The sequence below is a fragment of the Tistrella mobilis genome, assembly GCF_041468085.1.
GTDB classification, from domain to species: Bacteria; Pseudomonadota; Alphaproteobacteria; order Tistrellales; family Tistrellaceae; genus Tistrella; species Tistrella mobilis_A.
In genome coordinates this window covers 4,829,171-4,848,052 of record NZ_CP121017.1, presented here as the reverse complement: position 1 = coordinate 4,848,052, position 18,882 = coordinate 4,829,171, and the positions used below count along the sequence as shown (strand labels likewise).

Below are 18,882 nucleotides of genomic sequence, written 5' to 3'. Positions count from 1 at the left end.
AGCCGACCTTGCGGCCCACCCCCTTCTGCCGAGCTGCCCGATGACCAGATCCCGCCCGCGGACCCCCGACGACCGGCCCGAAGCTGCGGCCGACGACGAGATCGCCGGTGCCACGCCGATGATGGCCCAGTATCTGGCGGTCAAGCGCGAGCATCCGGGCTGCCTGCTGTTCTATCGCATGGGCGATTTCTACGAGCTGTTCTTCGACGATGCGATCGAGGCCGCACGCACGCTGGATATCACCCTCACCCGCCGCGGCCAGCACAAGGGGGAGGACATCCCCATGGCCGGCGTACCGGTGCATGCGGCAGAGCATTATCTGTCGCGGCTGATCCGCGCCGGCCACCGGGTGGCGATCTGCGAGCAGACCGAAGACCCGGCCGAGGCGCGGCGCCAGCGGGGCTACAAGGCCCTGGTCCGACGCGAGGTGGTGCGCGTCGTCACCCCGGGCACGATCGTCGAGGATACGCTGCTCGACGCCCGTCGCTCCAACAATCTGGTGGCCCTCGCCCGGGCCGACAGCCGTCTGGCCCTGGCCTGGGTCGACGTCTCTACAGGCGAGTTTGCGGTGACCGGCATCGAGATGGCTGCCCTTGCCGCCGAGCTTGCGCGGCTGGAGCCCTGCGAACTGGTGGTCGCCGACCGGCTGCTGGAAAGGCCCGAAATCGCCGCCGCCCTCGCCGAACTCGGCCCCGCCCTCACCCCGCAACCCGCGGCCCTCTTCGACCCGGGTGCCGCCACGAAGCGGGTCATGGAGCATTACGGCGTGGGCGCGCTCGATGCATTCGGCATCGAAAGCCGCGCCGAAGCCGCCGCCTGCGGCGCGCTGATCGACTATGTCATGCTCACCCAGAAGGGCCGCGTACCGCATCTGTCGCCGCCCCGGCGCGAAGGCGTGGAAACGGTGATGGCGATCGATCCCGCCACCCGCCGCAGCCTTGAAATCGTCCAGACCATGGCCGGGGAGCGTCGCGGCAGCCTGCTCGGGCTGATGGATCTGACGGTGACCGGCGGCGGCGCGCGGCTGCTCGCCCGCCGGCTGTCGGCGCCGCTGACCGATCCCGAGGCGATCGGCGCCAGGCTGGATGCGGTTGCTCATCTGCTCAATGACGACCTGCTGTCGGAAGACCTGCGCGAGCTGCTGGGCGGCATGCCGGATCTGGAGCGAGCCCTGCAAAGGCTGTCGCTCGGCCGCGGCGGCCCCCGCGATCTGCGTGCCATCGGCGACGGTCTCTTCCGGGCGGGCGAAATCCGCGACCGGCTCCTCGAAGACCGCAAGGGCTTCGGTGACCTGCCCGACGAGCTGGCCCGGGGCCTTGCCGCGCTCGGCTCTCATGGAGCCCTTGCCTATCGGTTGCGCAGTGCAATCGAGCCGGAACCACCGCTGCTTGCCCGGGATGGCGGCTTCATCGCCCGTCATTTCGACCCTGCACTCGACGAATTGCGCTCGCTCGCAACCGAGGGGCGCCGCCATATTGCCGCGCTGGAAGGCGAATGCCGCCGCGACACCGGCATCACCTCGCTCAAGGTCAAGCACAACAACGTGCTGGGCTTCTTCATCGAGGTCACACCCGCCCATGCCGACAAGCTGGCAGGCCGTGACGGCTTCATCCATCGCCAGACTCTCGCCAACGCGGTGCGGTTCACCACCGTCGAACTGGGCGAGCTGGAAACCCGCCTGACCCGCGCCGCCGATCAGGCACTCGCCGCCGAGATTCAGGCCTTCGAGCAGCTGACCGCCGAGGTGGTCGCGGCCGCCGATGGGATCGCCGCGGCCGCCGCAGCCCTTGCGGTGATCGACGTCTCGGCCGCGCTCGCCGAACTCGCCCGCGCCCGCAACTATGTGCGCCCCGAAATCGACCGCAGCACCGCCTTCGCGATCGAGGGCGGCCGCCATCCGGTGGTGGAAGCCTTCGTCGAGGCAAGCGGCGGCGGTCGTTTCGTTGCCAATGACTGCGATCTGGGGGGGCCGGCAGGACAGGCCGGGGATGACGGCAGGCCCGGTCTCTGGCTGCTGACCGGCCCGAACATGGCCGGCAAGAGCACCTTTCTGCGCCAGAACGCCCTGATCGCGGTAATGGCCCAGGCCGGTAGCTTCGTGCCGGCGACGAGCGCACGAATCGGCGTGGTCGACCGGCTGTTCAGCCGGGTGGGTGCGGCCGACGACCTTGCCCGGGGCCGCTCCACCTTCATGGTCGAGATGGTCGAGACTGCGACCATCCTCAATCATGCCGGCCCCCGGGCGCTGGTGATCCTGGACGAGATCGGCCGCGGCACCTCCACCTGGGACGGGCTGTCGATCGCCTGGGCGGTGGTGGAGCATCTGCACGACGTCAACCGCTGCCGGGGGCTGTTCGCCACCCATTATCATGAACTGACCGCCCTTTCGGCCCGGCTCGACCGCCTGTCCTGCCACACCATGCGGATCAAGGAATGGCAGGGTGAGGTGGTGTTCCTGCACGAGGTGGCAGCCGGTGCCGCCGACCGGTCCTACGGCATCCATGTCGCCCGGCTCGCCGGGCTGCCGAGACGGGTAATCCGCCGCGCCGAGGCCGTGCTCGGCCAGATCGAACGTGGCGAGGCCGGCTCGCCGGCGGCAAAACTCGCAGACGATCTGCCATTGTTTGCCAGCCTGCGCCTGCCGGAACCGCCGCCCGCACCGGCGGCACCGGAACCCGATCCCGAAGCCGAGGCGGCGCTTGCGCTGAAGATGCGCCTTGCCGCGCTCGATCCCGACGATCTGACCCCCCGCGCCGCGCTGGAGCTGGTCTACCGGCTCCGGCGTGAAGCGCGGGGAGAGGCCCTGCCGACAGAGGACGGTCAGGCCGTCGGCAACCGGTAGTCCCTGAATGCCTCCCGCAGCTTGATCTTCCAGATCTTGCCAGTGGCGGTGTGGGGCAGTTCGTCCAGCACCACCACGTCATCCGGCATCCACCAGCGGGCGATGCGCGACTCAAGATGAGCCAGCACATCCTCGCGCGTCAGCTCCGCCCCGGCCCGGGGGGTGACGATCAGCAGCGGCCGTTCCTGCCAGCGGGGATGGGGCACACCGATCACTGCCGCCTCCAGCACCCCCGGATGGGAGACGGCCTCGTTTTCGATCTCGATCGAGCTGATCCACTCACCGCCCGACTTGATGACATCCTTCGTCCGGTCGGTGAGCCGCAGATAGCCGTCGGCGTCGATGGTGCCGACATCGCCGGTCGGGAACCAGTTCTGCTCGTCGACGGCAAGTTCCTCGCGGCCGAAATAGCCCTTCACGATCCAGGGTCCGCGAACCTGAACATGGCCGGGCGTCTTGCCGTCATGGGCGACGGCTGCGCCCGCCTCGTCGACGATCCGGACCTCGGTGCCATAGACCGGCCGGCCCTGGGTCAGGCGCAAGGTGCGCAGAGCCTCTTCGTCCAGCCCTTCATGCTTCGCCAGCGGCAGGGCCACGGTCACGATCGGGCTGGTCTCGGTCATGCCCCAGGCATGGATCATGGTCACGCCGAGCTCGCGGTCGAAGCGTTCCATCAGCGCCCGCGGCAAGGCACTGCCGCCGACGAAGACCCGTTTCAGCCGGGTCGGCCGGCATTCAGGATGCTGATCCAGATGCTGGAGATAGGTCACCCAGACCGTCGGCACGCCACCGCTGACCGTCACCCCCTCACCATTGATCAACTCCACCAGGCTTGCCGGATCGAGCCTGGAGGCCGGAAAGACCAGCTTCGATCCGGCCATCGCCGCGGCATAGGGCACACCCCAGGCGTTGGCGTGGAACAGCGGCACCAGTACCAGGATCGTTTCGGCGGCGGAGGCGGCGATGGTGCTGTCCACCGAGCAGCTGATCAGGCCGTGCAGCACGGTCGAACGGTGGCTGTAGAGCACACCCTTGGGATTGCCGGTCGTGCCCGAGGTATAGCAGAGCACGGCCGCCGCGTTTTCATCCAGCTGCGGCCAGTCATACACCGCCGGCTGGGCTGCGATCAGCGTCTCGTAGCAGAGCGCGCCCGGCAGTGTGGTGTCGGGCATATGGGCGTCATCGGTCAGGATCACCCAATGGGTCACCCCGGGCAGGTCGGCCGCCACGCTCTCCGCCACCGTCACCAGATTCAGATCGACGAACACCACCCGGTCGTCGGCATGGTTCATGATGAAGGCGACCTGGTCGCGGAACAGCCGCGGATTGACGGTGTGCAGGATGGCGCCGGAGCCCGAGACGCCGAAATAGAGTTCGTAGTGGCGATGGGTGTTCCAGGCCAGCGTCGCAACCCGGTCCCCCTCGGCGATGCCAAGTGTCGCCAGGGCATTGGCCACCTGCCGCGCCCGGGCTGCGACCTCGCCATAGCTGGTGCGGAGGATCGGGCCTTCATTGGTGCGGGTGACGATTTCCGTGGCGCCATGGGCCCGCGCCGCATGCTCGATGATCGACGAGATCAGCAGCGGCATGTCCTGCATAAGTCCGTTCACGTGAACCTCCCTGGAGCGGGTGGATTCGTGACACCCACCCTGGTCTTTCTTCGTGTCGTCGCACCGAACCCCGGTACGTTTTCCATGATGCAACGCAATAGATTGCTGCGATGCAGGGAAGAGAACCGGGTTGTTTCCGGCATTCTGCCTGATCAGGGCGCTGTTTTCTTGGCCGCAGATGCGGTCCCGCGGTTTTCCTTGCAGGGATACTTGACGCCCGAACCCATGAGCATATACCTTACCCGTGAGTAAATAATCTAACAACAGTTAGAATACGGAACCGCCATCCACTCGGACCGGCGGCTCCGGTGGCACGCGCGGCCCCCTGGTTTCGCGCCGGAACCCATCGTCCTGGGGAGGACATCCATGACGTCTCGCTGGAGGACCGCGATCGCTGCGGCCGCTCTGATGCTGTTCCCTGCGGCCGGTCAGGCGCAGGTTTCCGACGATGTGGTCCGGATTGCGGTCATGAACGACCGCAGCGGTGCCTATGCCGATTTCGGCGGGGAAGGCTCGGTCGCCGCGGCTCGGCTCGCGATCGAGGATTTTGGCCCCACGGTGCTCGGCAAGCCGATCGAGGTGATCTCGGGCGATCACCAGAACAAGCCGGATCTGGGCGTTTCGCTCGCCCGGCGCTGGGTCGACACCGAAGGCGTCGACATGATCATCGACTTCGGCAATTCGGCGGTCTCCCTCGCGGTGCAGGATCTGACCGCGAGCCAGCGGGTGGTGATGCATGTCAGCTCTGCCTCGGATGCGCTCTTCGGCCCGCGCTGCTCGCCCACCGGCTTTCTCTGGAACTACGACACCACAGCCATTGCCAATGCCATCGGCAAGGCTTCGGTCGAGGCCGGCAATGACAGCTGGTTCTTCATCACCGCCGATTATGCCTTCGGCCACGCCATGGAGGCACAGCTCACCCGGGTGATCACCGCGGCCGGCGGCAAGGTCCTGGGCCAGGTGCGTCACCCGGTCGGTACTACCGACTACAGCTCCTTCGTCCTGCAGGCCCAGGCTTCGGGCGCGAAGATGATCGCCCTGCTCAATGCCGGCGGCGACACCACCAACACCATCAAGCAGGCCGCCGAATTCGGCCTGGTCGCGGGCGGACAGAAGCTGGCCGGGACGACCTTCTATATCCTGAACGTCCACGCGCTGGGGCTTGAGGCCGCACAGGGTCTGCAGGTGGTGACGCCGTTCTACTGGGACCGCAACGACGCCTCGCGGGACTACACCCGCCGCTGGCGGGCCGCGATGAAGACCGACAAGGCCCCCACGCACAACCATGCCGGCGTCTACAGCGCCACCCTTTCCTACCTCAAGGCCATACAGGCGGCCGGCACCGACGAGGCGATGGCGGTGTCGAAAAAGCTCAAGGAACTGCCGGTCGACGATTTCTTCGGCGAAGGCGCCCATGTTCGCGCCGACGGACGGATGATGAAGGATCTGTTCCTGGTACAGGTCAAGTCGCCGGCCGAATCGAAGGCGCCCTGGGACTATTACACCGTGCTGAACCGCATCCCGGCCGAACAGGTCGTCCGGCCGATGCCGGAAGGCGGCTGCCCGCTGGTGGCAGGCGCATCCTGAGCCGGATTTCCAGGGTCGGGATCCAACGCGGAAGATTTCTTAACCACGGATGGACTATCCCGTCGGGATCGATGATCCCGACGGGCAGACCTGCGCCCGGAGGGGCCGGTCTTCTTGTCGCTTGTCCCCCCGCGCAGACGGCCGGATAGTGTCGTCCCTCCGAACCGTCCGGCCCGGACGGGGGCGTGGGATGTTCGCATCTGGCTGGTCCAGCGACGAGGAACGGGATGAACGGGCAAGGACGTTTGGCACGGTTGCTGGCACCGCAGATCCTGCGGCCGGCCGCGGCGATTGCGATGTTCGCCGTGTTCGGACTGGCGCTCTGGGTGATCCACCACGAAACCCGGACCATGTCCTTCGAGGATATCCGCGCCGCGATCGGCAATGTCGGCATGCTCGACGTCGCCGCCGGCTTCGGATTGACGGCACTGTCCTTCGTGATGCTCATCGGCTTCGATGCCCTGGCGCTCAGATCGTCGGGGATCAGGGTGCCGTTCCCGCGCATCGCCTTTGCCGCCTTCTGTGCACAGGCGATCAGCCATACCGCCGGCTTTGCGGCCCTGACCGGCACATCGGTCCGGCTGAGGGTCTATGGCAATGCCGGCGTGCCGCCCGCCGCGGTGGCGAAGCTGATGGTCTTCTGCGCCACGGCTTTCACGCTCGGCGCCGTCACCCTGGGCGGGCTTGCCGGGCTGTTCGAAGGGGGGCGGGTCGCGGCCGCCCTGAACCTGCCTGAAACCTTGGTCCATCTGGCCGGCATTCTGGCACTGGCGGCCTTCCTGATCTACGCCGTCGCCTCCGCCCGCGGCGTCGGCCTCCAGGTCCGCAGCTGGCGGATCGCCGTTCCCGCCCTGCCGGTCACCATCGGGCAGACCCTGCTTGCCATCGGCGACCTCATCACCGCAGGTGCCGTGCTCTGGGTGCTGCTGCCGGCCGATCTGCCGCTGTCCTTCCCCGCCTTCCTCGGCCTCTATGTGGTTGCGATCGTGGCAGGGGTGCTGGCTCACGTCCCGGCCGGGCTCGGCGTGTTCGAAGGCATCGTCCTGCTTTTCCTGCCCGGCGTGCCGGCGCCCGAGGTCCTGGGCGCGCTGGTCGTCTACCGGTTCGTCTACAACCTGGTGCCGCTGATCCTGGCCGCAACCTTGATCGCGCTGGCCGAGGCCGGCCGGGCCGCCGGACGGATGGCACCGGCCATCCGCCGGGCCGGTGCCGGGGCCGCGCAGATCGCGCCCATCGCCTTCGCCCTGCTCGCCATTGCCTCCGGGGCGGTGCTGCTCGCCTCGGCTGCAACCCCGGCGGCAAGCGGCCGGCTGGATCTTCTGGGCTGGTTGCCGCTCGCCGTCATCGAGACGTCGCATGTCGCAAGCGGTGTGGTCGGCCTGCTGCTGCTGGTGATCGCACGCGGGCTTGCCCGTCGGGTGGATGCGGCCTGGATGGCGGCGACCATCCTGTCGGCCCTGGGCGCCGTCCTTTCCCTGCTCAAGGGCTGGGACTGGGAAGAGGCGAGCCTGCTCGCGGTGGTCGGCCTGCTGCTGGTACTCGCCCGGCGCGCCTTCTATCGCCGCGGCTCGCTGTTGCGTCAGCCGATGACCCCGGCCTGGGTCGGCTCCCTCGCCATGGTCGTGGGGGCTGCCGCCTGGCTTGCCTGGTTCTCGTTCCGTCACGAGGCCCTGTTTTCCCAAGGCCTGTTCACCTTTGCCCTTGAAGCCGAGGCGCCGCGCAGTCTTCGGGCGACGGTCGCGGTGCTGGCGCTGGGGCTGGTGCTGTTCGCCGCCCGCCTCTTCGCCCCCGTCCGTGCCCGCCCCGGGCCCCCCACCGCAGAAGATCTGGTTCAGGCCGAACGGATCGTGGCGGCATCCACCTCCAGCACCGCACAGCTCGCCTTCACCGGCGACAAGAGCTTCATCTTCTCGGAATGCGGCGATGCTTTCGTGATGTATGCCGCCTCGGGCCGCTCGCTCGTCGCCATGGGCGATCCGATCGGGCCGCGTCATGCCTGGGCCAATGTCGCCTGGATGTTCCGGGAACTCTGCGACGCCCATGGCGCGATCCCGGTCTTCTACCAGGTCTCGGCCGAGGCCCTGCCGCTCTACCTCGATCTGGGCCTCCGGATCGTGAAGCTTGGCGAGGAGGCGGTGGTGCCGCTCACGCAGTTCTCGCTCGACGGCAAGCCGCGGGCGGAATTGCGCTATGCCCATCGCCGCGCCATCAAGGACGGGGCCAGCTTCGAGATGCTCGCCCCGGGCGAGGCTCGTCTGCTGATGCCCGAGCTCCGCAAGGTGTCGGACGTGTGGATGGAGCAGCGCCAGGCTCGCGAGAAGCGCTTCTCTCTCGGCCGGTTCGAGCCCGCCTATCTGAACCGCTGTCCGATTGCGATCGTCCGGCAGAACGGCCGTATCGTCGCCTTCGCCAATCTCTGGCCCTCGGCCGGGCGCGAGGAAATGGCGCTCGACCTGATGCGACACCTGCCCGATGCCGGCTATGGGATCATGGACTACATGATGGTGGAAATCATGCTCCACGCCCGCGATGCCGGCTGGAAGCACTTCTCGCTGGGCATGACTCCCCTCGCCGGCCTGCCGGACAACCCGCTCGCCTCGGCCTGGAGCCGGGTCGGCACCTTCATCTACGAGCATGGCGAGGGCATCTACAACTTCCAGGGGCTGCGCCGCTTCAAGCAGAAATTCCTGCCCGACTGGCGGCCGCGCTATCTCGCCTCGCCTGGCGGCACCGCCCTGCCGCAGGTCGGGCTCGACGTCGTCGCACTCATCTCGGGCGGCATCAAGGGGGTTATCGGGCGATGATCTGGCGGTCGCGGCGCCGGATGGCGCATCTTGCGGTTCTGGCCGTGCTCTGTGCGGTGCATGGGGGCGCGGCGCAGGAACCCGATCACGACACGACACATGCCAACTGGCTGGTCGACGAACCGGCTGCGGGCGCCACCGGTCCTCATGCCCGGGATCTGGCGGTGATCATCTCGGGCGACGGCGGCTGGGCCGATCTCGACCGCGATCTGGCAGCCCGTCTGGAAGCCCGTGGCGTGGCGGTGCTGGGGGTGGACGCACTGCACTATTTCTGGATCCGCCGCACGCCGGAACAGGTGGCGCGTGATCTGGCGACGCCGATCGCCGACCGCATGGCCCGCTGGAAGCGCGACCGGCTGATCCTGATCGGCTTCTCCTTCGGTGCCGGTATCCTGCCGGATGTCGCGGCCCGGCTGCCTGCGGATCTGATCGACCGTTCGGTGCTGGCGGTGATGCTCACCTCAAACACCTGGGCGAATTGGGAAGTGCATCCGGGCGACTGGCTTCTGGACAAGCCGCATGAGGAGTCGACCGATGTGGTGGCCCCCGCGCTGGCGCTCGCTCATCCGCCGATCGTCTGTGTCTACGGTACCGACGAGACCGACGTCTCTGCCTGTCCGAAGCTCACCGGCCACGCGGCGGTCATTCCCCTGCCCGGCGGCCATCATTTCGACGGCGATTACGACCGTCTGGCCGATCTTGTGCTTGCGCATGCCGATGCCACCCCCACTGTCGCCGAGGCCCGGACCGCCGCAGCGAAGTGAGCGCATCTCCGCCAACGTTGCCGTTGATCCGGACCCGTCTCCGGCGCAAAACTGTTGCCGCGGCTCCGCCGCATCCGGCGACAGATGGAGACCCCGTCCGCATGAGCAGCACCCGTAATCGTACCCCGGATCCCCAGGCTGCCTGGATCCTGGATCTGGTCAAGGCATCCGGCCGCGACCCCTACCCAAAGATGGGGGTAGAAGCTGCCCGCCGGATGTTCGACGAGGTTGTGGTGCTGCTGGATCTGCCGAGGGCCGAGCTGCCGGTCGTCGAGGATCACACCCTGCCGGGTCCGGACGGCCCCATGCCGGTCCGTCTCTACCGGCCGGTCCCCCTCGATCCCGATGCGGCCCCCCTGCCGGCTCTGCTCTACATTCACGGCGGGGGCTGGACCATCGGCAGCCTGAACGCCTATGACCGCCTTTGCCGCCATATCGCAGCAGCAGCCGGCATCGCCGTCGTCTCGCTGGATTATCGCCTGGCGCCCGAACATCCCTTCCCGGCTGCGGTCGAAGACGCGATTGCCACCTGGGCGGCCCTGCCCGGGGCAGCCGCCCGCTTCGGCATCGATCCCGACCGCCTCGCAATCGGCGGCGACAGCGCCGGCGGCAATCTGTCGGCGGTGGTGGCGCTTTCAGCCAGGGACGAGGGCATGCACCTGCCGCGGCTGCAATGGCTGGTCTATCCGGCCACCGATCTTGCCCATCGTCATCCGTCGCGTGACGATTTCGCCGAGGGCTATCTGCTCGACGACGCCACCATCACCTGGTTCCTGGACCAGTACGTGCCCGACCGGGCCGCGGCGTTCGACTGGCGGGCCTCGCCGCTGAGGGCCACGGATCACCGCGGCCTGCCGCCGGCGATGATCGTTACCGCCGGTTGCGACCCGCTCGCCGATGAGGGCCTGGCCTATGCCGAGGCGCTCAGCCGGGCGGGTGTCGCGGTCGAACACCGGGTCTATCCCGGCATGCTGCACGGTTTCATCAACACCGCGGGCGCGCTCGATCAGGCGCGCGATGCGGTGGCCCGTTCCATCGACGCCCTGAAGGCCGCATTGCGCGGCTGACGCCGACCGGAGACCCCCATCGTGAACGCACCCCTGGCCGCAGGCACCTCTGCCGGCGACGCTCTGATCGCCTATGTCGACGCCCTGACCCAGGGCCGCTATGACGCCACGCCACCGGCGGCGAACGACCCGCTTGGGGCTGCCATTCTCCGGCTTGGTGCCCGGCTTGCCGAACAGGCCAGGGAGGACACCGATCGTATCGTCGGTGCCTGCATCGATTCGGCCGAAGCCAGTGTCGGCATGGTTCATGCCGTCGCAGCCGCCCGCGACCTTGAGGCGCGCACGGCCGGCGCCGCCTCTGCCGTGGCCGAGCTTGCAGCCAGCGGCAATCGGGTGCGCGAGGGCGGGCGCCGGGCCGCCGAAGCGGCGGCCGTCGCCAATGAACAGGCAGAGGCCGGCGTGCGCCAGCTGCGTGCCTCGGCCCGTTCGGTCGCGACGCTCGCCGACGGCGTCACCGCGGCGGCCGGCCGGGTGGACGCCCTGGCGGCGGCATCCGAGCAGATCGACGCCATCGTCGGTTCGATCGAGGCAATCGCCCGCCAGACCCGCCTGCTGGCATTGAATGCCACCATTGAGGCCGCCCGGGCAGGCGAGGCCGGCAAGGGCTTCGCGGTTGTGGCCTCCGAGGTGAAGAATCTCGCCCAGCAGACCGCTGCCGCCACCGACGACATCCGCTCGCGCATCGACGGGCTGCGCAGCGAAATGGCCGCGATCGTGGCGGTGATGGGCGATGGTGCCCGCGGTGCCGCCGAAGGCCGGGCCGCGATCGACGGGCTCGGCCGCGAGATCGAGGCACTGGGCCGAGGCATCGCCGACGTGTCCCGGCAGATGACTGAGATCGCCGGCGAGATCGACAACCAGGGTGTCGCGTCCGACCGGCTGGCTGGCGACATCGCAGCCCTGGCAGACCTTGGTGCCGACAACCGCGCCGGCATCGAAGCGGTGGCCGATGCCCTCGATAACCTGGAAGGCCGGATCGGCCCCGCCCTTCAGGCGCTTGCCTCCCGCCACTTCCCCGACCAGGTCGTACGTCTCGCCAAAGCCGATCACGCGCTCTGGAAGAAACGTCTGGCGGCGATGGCAACCGGCCGGGCGAAGCTCTCCGAGAAGGAGCTGACCGACCATCATTCCTGCCGGCTGGGCCGCTGGTATTACGGTGACCAGTCTGCCGCCTGGAAGGGGGATGCCACCTTCCGCGCCCTCGAAAAGCCGCATGCGGCTGTACATGACCATGGTCGCGAGGCGGCAAGGGCGATGGCGGCCGGGCGGCCGCGTGATGCCCTCGCAGCCCTCGACCGTCTGACCAGCGCCTCAGGCGAGGTTTTGCAACTCCTGGAACGCATGGCGCCAGAGGGCCGGACAACCGGTCGAAGCTGAGCCGTCATTCTCCGAAAAGCTGTTGACCATCAAGGGATCCGGGCCACATCGTGAGCTGTCGGGAGAGGCGCCGTGCCGACTGGAAAGCCGCAGGCGGCACGTCTTCTGACCGGGTACCTGTACCGTATACCGAGACATTCATGTACCCTCGGGCCAGGGGCGATGTCGCAGGCCTCGGATCTGCCCGTCATGTGCGGCCACAATCATGCGTGAGCACTTTGCATGCCCCGTCTCCCCGACCGTTCTTCGCGGGCCTTTTCCCTGCTGATCCCGGTGATCCTGCCGGCCCTTGTTCTTGTACTGGCGATCTGCGGCCCGGCCATAAGGGCCGAAGCCGCCAGTGCCGGGGGCGCCGCGAAGCCATCGACACCAATCCGTCTCGGGGTGATGAAAGGCCCGGAGGCCGAGGTGGCCGAGGTGGTGAAGACGGTGGCTGCCGCCAGGGGACTACCGGTGGAGCTTGTGACCTATACCGACTACAGCCAGCCCAATGCGGCTCTCGCACGCGGGGAGATTGATGCCAATGCCTTCCAGCACCGGCCCTTCCTGGAGGCGGAGATAGCGGCGAAAGGCTACGATCTGGTTTCGATCGGCTACACCATGGTTCAGCCGATGGGCATCTATTCCCGGAACTACAAGCAGCTGCGCGACCTGCCCGACGGCGCCCGGATCGCCATTCCGGAAGACCTGAGCAATGGTGGCCGGGCCCTGCGGCTGCTGGCCGAGCGGGCGATGATCGGTCTGGCACCGGGGGCGAAACTTACGCCGACGCCGAAGGACGTGATGATCAACACCCGCAAGTTCCAGTTCGTCCAGCTGCCGGCCGATCAGGTTGCGGGTGCCATCGATCTCGTGGACGCGGCGGCGATCAACGGCAATTACGCCCAGGCGGCAGGTCTTGATCCGCGGAGCGATACGATCGCCATCGAGAACCGGCGTAGCAATCCTTATGGCAATATCCTTGTCGTTCGCCGCCTGGATCAGGACCGGATCGACATCCACACCCTGCTCGAAGCCTTTCAGTCGCCCGAGGTTGCTGCCTTTCTGAACACCCGTTTCCAGGGCGCGTTCCTGCCGGCCTGGTGATCCGACGCATGCCTGGGTCGGCCTTACCCGTCTGCCTAAAAATAACATATAGTAGATGTATATTTTTCTGTGTTGACTATTATCCATGTGAAATTTATCGTTCCACACAGCATTCCGCGACATCAACGGAATGGGCCCGGCACTGCCTCTCCGCCGGTCGTTCTCGTCCCCCGCAGGGCCACCGTACAGGATCGCCATCATGTTCCGCTCCTTCGCCCCGTCGCGGCCCCGGCGCAAATCCGCCGTCGAAGATGGTCGCCGCCGCCTGTTCACGGCCATCCTGGGTCTCGCTGCCCTGGTTGCCGCCTTTGCCGCCGGCGGCCTCGCCGCCCGTGCGGCAGAAGGCGATACCGTCCGGCTGGGGGTCATCGCCGGCGCGGAAGAAGAAATTGCCGAGGTGGTCAAGCAGGTGGCTGCCAGGGACGGGCTTGACGTCAGGATCATCACCTTTCAGGACTATGTGCTGCCGAACGAGGCACTCGCGGCCGGTGACCTCGATGCCAACGCGTTCCAGCACCAGCCCTATCTGGATGCCCAGATCGCAGTCCATGGCTATGACATCGTCAATGTCGGCTACACCATCGTCGAGCCGATCGGAATCTATTCCACGAAGGTGAAGACCCTGGCCGATCTGCCCGAGGGCGCGAAGCTCGGCATCCCGAACGACCCGTCGAACGGCGGCCGGGTGCTGAATCTGCTGGCGCGTGACGGCGTGATCGACCTGGCGCCGGGCAAAGGCCTCACCCCCACCCTGCTCGACATCACCGCCAACCCGAAAAAGATCGAGATCGTCGAACTCGACGCCGCCCAGCTGCCGCGCGCGGTGCCCGATCTGGATGCGGCAGCGATCAACGGCAACTATGCCCATGACGCCGGCTTTGATCCGACGAAGGACGCAATCGCGATCGAAAGCCGGACCAACAACCCCTACGGCAATTTCGTCGCCGCCCGGGCGGCCGACAAGGATGCGCCGCAGATCCGCAAACTGGTGGCGGCCTACCAGTCCGACGAGGTGAAGGCTTTCCTGGCCGAGCGGTTCAAGGGCGCGATCCTGCCCGCCTGGTAAGCCGGCAAGAGACTGATTCCGCCACGTGGATCAAGGGGTGACGGCACCTCGCCTCCGCCCCATCTCTCAGGTAGTCTGACAAGGCCGGCCGCCCGTTACGGGAGGTCCGGCCTTCGCCGTTGCACGAGGATCCCCCGCCCCCGTCGCACATACCACCGCCGTATCGCCGACATCCGAGGCCCCGATCCACATGACCGCCATCCGCAACAAGAGGCAGATCATCCACCGTCGCGCCCTGATGGCCGACATCGAGCAGCTGGTGGAGGAGACGGGCAAACCGGTGGAAAAGCTCCGGCGTGAGATCCTGGCCATGCTGAAGGAGCATCTGGCGAAGGGACGGGAGGAGATCCGCAAGCGCTTCGATGCCGGGGCCGACGGCGCCCATGTGGTGCGCGAGAACTGCTATCTGATCGACCAGATCGTGCGCACCCTGTTCGATCTGGCCACCACCCATGTTTATCCGGTCGCGAACCCCACCTCGGCCGACCGGCTGTGCCTGGTGGCGATCGGCGGCTATGGCCGTGGCGAACTGGCACCGCATTCCGACGTCGATCTGCTGTTCCTGATGCCCTACAAGCAGACCCCGCGCGGCGAGCAGGTGGCGGAATACATTCTCTATCTGCTCTGGGATCTGGGGCTCAAGGTCGGTCATGCGGTACGCTCGGTCGACGAGTGCATCTCGCGGGCACGCGGCGACATGACCATCCGCACCAGCCTGCTGGAAAGCCGCCAGCTCTGTGGCGAAATGGTGCTGTACGAGGATCTGCGCCGGCGCTTCGCCACCGACATCATGGTCGGCACGGCGGGTGAGTTCATCGAGGCCAAGCTCACCGAGCGCGACGAGCGCCACCGGCGGATGGGCGACAGCCGCTATGTGCTGGAGCCCAACGTCAAGGAGGGCAAGGGCGGCCTGCGCGACCTCCATACCCTGTTCTGGATCGCCAAATACTCCTATCGCGTCCACAATCTGTCGGATCTTGTGGAGCAGAAGGTCTTCACCGCCGGCGAATACCGGCGGTTCGCCAAGGCCCAGAACTTCCTGTGGACGGTGCGCTGCCACCTGCACTATATCGCCGGCCGGCCCGAGGATCGTCTGACCTTCGACGTCCAGACCGAAATCGGCCGGTTGATGGGCTATGCCGACCGGCCGGGGGTGCGCGGGGTCGAGCGCTTCATGAAGCATTATTATCTGGTCGCCAAGGATGTGGGCGACCTGACCCGGATTCTGTGCGCAGCGCTGGAAAGCGCCAATCAGCGCCAGCCCAAGATCCGCATGCCCAGCATCCTGATGCGGCGCGAGATCGACGGCTTCCGGATCGAGGGCGGCCGTCTGACGCTCGCCAATCGCCACGAACTCGCCGAACAGCCGATCAAGATGCTGAAGCTGTTCCGGGTCGCCCAAAGTCGCGAGATGGATGTCCATCCGCAGATTCTGCGTTGGATCACCCAGAACCTGAAATACATCGACGACAGCGTGCGCGAGGATCCGGCGGCCAACCAGGTCTTCCTCGACATCCTGACCTCACCCAAGGATCCGGAAGCCACATTGCGCCACATGAACGAAGCTGGTGTCTTCGGCCGCTTCATTCCGGATTTCGGGCGGGTCGTGGCTCAGACCCAGCACGACATGTACCATGTCTACACGGTCGACGAGCACACCATCCGGGCGATCGGCATCCTGTCGGGGATCGAGAAGGGCAACTTCCCCGACGAACTGCCGCTCGCGACCCGGATCGTGCACGAGGTGCTGTCGCGCCGGGTGCTTTATATGGCGGTGCTGCTCCACGACATCGCCAAGGGGCGCGGCGGCGATCATTCCGTGCTGGGAGAAGAGGTCGCCCGCAAGTTGTGCCCCAGGGTCGGTCTGACGCCCGAGGAAACCGAGACCGTCGCCTGGCTGGTACGCTGGCACCTGCTGATGAGCGCGGTCGCCTTCAAGCGCGACATTGAAGATCCGAAGACCGTCCACGACTTCGCCGACATGGTCCAGTCAATGGAACGGCTGCGCCTGCTGACCGTCCTGACCGTTGCCGATATCCGTGCCGTCGGCCCGAATGTCTGGAACGGCTGGAAGGGCACGCTGCTACGTGAACTCTACTACCGCGCGGCCGAACAGCTCTCCGGTGGCCATGTCGAGGGGCTGAACCGTGCCGGCCGGATCCAGGCGGTGCAGGACAAGCTGCGCGAGCGTCTGGCCGACTGGACCGGCGCCGCCTTCCAGGCCCATGTGGAGCGCATGCCCGGCTCCTACTGGCTGGCCCATGACGCAGAAGTTCTGGAGCGCCACGCCCGCCTGGTCGCCAAGGCCGACCGTCAGGGCCCGGCGCCGCTGGTGATCGACGTCGCCCCCGACCGCTTCCGCTCGGTGGCGGCAATCACGGTCTACGCCCCGGACCATCACGGCCTCTTCGCCGGCGTCGCCGGTGCCATGGCACTAGCCGGCGGCAACATCGTCGACGCCCGCATCGTCACCACCACCGACGGCATGGCACTCGACACCTTCTGGGTGCAGGACTCCGACCGCTCCGCCTATGACGACGAGGTCCGGGTCGCCAGGATGCGCGATCTGGTCGGGCGGACGCTCTCGGGCGAGCTCAGGCCCGCCAAGGCGCTGGCTGCCCGGCGCGACGGGCCGAAGCGCACCGACGTGTTCCAGGTCACCCCCCGGGTGCTGATCGACAACCGGGCAAGCAACACCCAGACGGTCATCGAGGTGACCGCCCGGGACCGGCCGGGCCTGCTGTTCGCGATCACCAGCGTGCTCTCGGATCTGGCCCTGACCATCTCGTCCGCCCATGTCGCGACCTATGGCGAGCGGGCGGTCGACACCTTCTACGTCAAGGACGTGTTCGGCCTGAAGATCACTCATCAGGGCAAGCTCACCAGGATCCGTGAAGAACTGCTGGCCGCCCTCGATGCCGCCGGGCCGGTGATCGCCGATGACGGTACCATCCGCAGTACCGCCACCGCTGCCGGCGACGCTGCCGAATGATCAGCGACGGGGCAGCTGCAGAGCCGCCCCCGTCGCCCCATTGATGCCCCTTTCCGCCGGGCGCGGTTTCGGATACACCCGCACCTCATGAACCTGATGCGCGCCGCGGCCACGGTGGGTGGCCTCACCATGATGTCGCGGATCCTCGGATTCGCGCGCGATGTTCTCGTGGCCGGCCTGCTGGGTGCGGGGGCGGCGGCGGATGCTTTCTTCGTGGCCCAGAAGCTGCCGAACCTGCTGCGGCGCATGTTTGCCGAAGGCGCGTTCAGTGCCGCCTTCGTGCCGATCTACAACCGGATCCGGGTCGAAAGCGGCCCAACCGCCGCCCATGCCTTCGCCGAATCCGCCCTGTCGGTTCTGGTCTGCAGCCTGCTGGTGATCCTGCTCGCAGCCCAGGCGGCAATGCCCTGGGTGGTCACGGTCTTCGCTCCCGGCTTCTCCGACGACCCCGAGAAATTCCAGCTCGCCGTCGATCTCGCCCGGATCGTTTTTCCCTATATCGTGTTCATCTCGGCCGTCGCCCTGGTCGGCGGCGTTCTGAACTCGCTCGGCCGTTTCAGCGCCTTCGCCGGCGCGCCGGTGTTGTTCAATCTCTGTCTGATCGCCGGCTGCGTGGTCTCGCTGCAGCATTGGGTCGATGCCGATCCGGCGGTGGTCCAGGCCTGGGCACTGATGCTGTCGGGGGTGGTGCAGCTGGGGGCGATGCTGGTCGCCGCCAACCGGGCCGGCGCCCGACTGCGCTTCCGACTGCCACGGCTGACGCCCGAGGTGAAGCGCCTGCTGAAGGTGGCGGCACCGGCGGCGCTCGGTGCCGGCGTCTATCAGGTGAACGTTCTGGTCGACACCATGATCGCCTCGCTGCTGGCGGAAGGCACGGTATCGGCGCTCTATTATGCCGACCGGCTGGTCCAGCTGCCATTGGGGGTGGTCGGCATCGCGGTCGGCACCGCTCTGCTGCCGCTGCTCTCCACCCGGATCAAGGAAGGCGCACTCGACGACGCCCGCAACCACATGAACCGGGCGATGGAGATGACCCTGCTGGTGGCGCTGCCGGCCCTGGTCGGCCTCGCCACCCTCGGCCTGCCGATCGTCGCCACCCTGTTCGAGCGTGGCGCCTTCACCCCTGAGGCCACCATCCGCACGGTCGAGGTCATGACCGTGCTCGCCTTCGGCCTGCCCGCCTTCGTGCTCGCCAAGGTGTTGAGTCCGGGCTTCTATGCCCGCGAGGATACCGCCACCCCCACCCGCTATGCCGTGGTGGCGCTGGTGGCCAATGTCGTGCTGAACCTAGCCTTCATGCAGTACCTGGCGCATATCGGCATCGCACTTGCAACGGCGCTCTCGGCCTGGATCAACGTCTTCCTGCTTGCCCGCAGGCTCAACCGCGACCGGCTGCTGGTGGGCGATGCCCGGCTGCGCCGCACCCTGCCCAGGATCCTGCTTGCCAACCTGCTCTTCGCCTCCGCGATCCTCGGCGTGCTCGAAGCCTTGCCGGCCTTCGGAACCATGCCCCATGCCGCCCGCGTGCTCTGGCTCACCCTGCTGATCGGCGCGACCATACCGGCCTATGTGGCCTTCAGCCTGATCACCGGCGCCGCGCGCGTGCAGGATTTCAAGGGCATGTTGCGCCGCCGCAGACGCTGAGCGTCATCCGACGGTCACATGGCTGCCGCTCAAACTTCATGAT

The 18,882-nt window shown here is 67.3% G+C and carries 11 protein-coding genes; 10 read left to right on the top strand and 1 reads right to left on the bottom strand.

All coding sequences use genetic code 11. The annotated features are described in order from the left end of the window. Positions 1-40 precede the first annotated feature (40 nt). Positions 41-2,842: a DNA mismatch repair protein MutS gene (mutS, locus tag P7L68_RS27480; protein WP_372003140.1), complete on the top strand. Its 2,802-nt coding sequence runs from the start codon at positions 41-43 to the stop codon at positions 2,840-2,842. Here mutS and P7L68_RS27475 read toward each other — a convergent pair. Beyond that, positions 2,821-4,452, bottom strand: coding sequence for a long-chain-fatty-acid--CoA ligase (locus tag P7L68_RS27475; protein WP_372003137.1), 1,632 nt, complete (start codon positions 4,450-4,452; stop codon positions 2,821-2,823). The genes mutS and P7L68_RS27475 overlap by 22 nt on opposite strands. Before the next feature lie 366 nt (positions 4,453-4,818). On the opposite strand from P7L68_RS27475, the gene P7L68_RS27470 reads away from it, so the two are divergent. The 9 genes from P7L68_RS27470 (at position 4,819) to murJ (ending at position 18,839) form a co-directional block, all read left to right on the top strand. Further along, positions 4,819-6,039 carry an ABC transporter substrate-binding protein gene (locus P7L68_RS27470; RefSeq protein WP_372003134.1) on the top strand — a complete coding sequence of 407 codons (1,221 nt, stop codon included), beginning with the start codon at positions 4,819-4,821 and terminating at the stop codon, positions 6,037-6,039. Positions 6,040-6,293: 254 nt separating this feature from the next. Further along, entirely contained in the window at positions 6,294-8,843 is a 2,550-nt protein-coding gene (gene mprF, locus P7L68_RS27465; RefSeq protein ID WP_372003129.1) for a bifunctional lysylphosphatidylglycerol flippase/synthetase MprF, read from the top strand. Continuing rightward, positions 8,840-9,607: an AcvB/VirJ family lysyl-phosphatidylglycerol hydrolase gene (locus P7L68_RS27460; protein ID WP_372003126.1), complete on the top strand. Its 768-nt coding sequence runs from the start codon at positions 8,840-8,842 to the stop codon at positions 9,605-9,607. Before mprF ends, P7L68_RS27460 begins: the two co-directional genes overlap by 4 nt. 101 nt (positions 9,608-9,708) lie before the next feature. Further along, positions 9,709-10,674: an alpha/beta hydrolase gene (locus P7L68_RS27455; RefSeq protein WP_372003123.1), complete on the top strand. Its 966-nt coding sequence runs from the start codon at positions 9,709-9,711 to the stop codon at positions 10,672-10,674. Positions 10,675-10,695: 21 nt separating this feature from the next. Further along, entirely contained in the window at positions 10,696-12,051 is a 1,356-nt protein-coding gene (locus tag P7L68_RS27450; RefSeq protein ID WP_372003120.1) for a methyl-accepting chemotaxis protein, read from the top strand. 222 nt (positions 12,052-12,273) lie between these two features. After that, positions 12,274-13,137 (top strand): MetQ/NlpA family ABC transporter substrate-binding protein, encoded by an 864-nt coding sequence (locus P7L68_RS27445; protein ID WP_372003117.1) that lies wholly within the window; start codon positions 12,274-12,276, stop codon positions 13,135-13,137. A gap of 199 nt (positions 13,138-13,336) precedes the next feature. Then, positions 13,337-14,203 (top strand): MetQ/NlpA family ABC transporter substrate-binding protein, encoded by an 867-nt coding sequence (locus P7L68_RS27440; RefSeq protein ID WP_372003114.1) that lies wholly within the window; start codon positions 13,337-13,339, stop codon positions 14,201-14,203. Between the two features lie 184 nt (positions 14,204-14,387). Then, positions 14,388-17,195, top strand: a complete 2,808-nt coding sequence (locus tag P7L68_RS27435; protein WP_372006983.1) for a [protein-PII] uridylyltransferase — start codon at positions 14,388-14,390, stop codon at positions 17,193-17,195. Between the two features lie 87 nt (positions 17,196-17,282). Then, complete coding sequence (gene murJ, locus P7L68_RS27430) at positions 17,283-18,839, top strand: murein biosynthesis integral membrane protein MurJ (RefSeq protein WP_372003111.1); 1,557 nt, start codon at positions 17,283-17,285, stop codon at positions 18,837-18,839. The last annotated feature ends 43 nt before the right edge of the window (positions 18,840-18,882 follow it).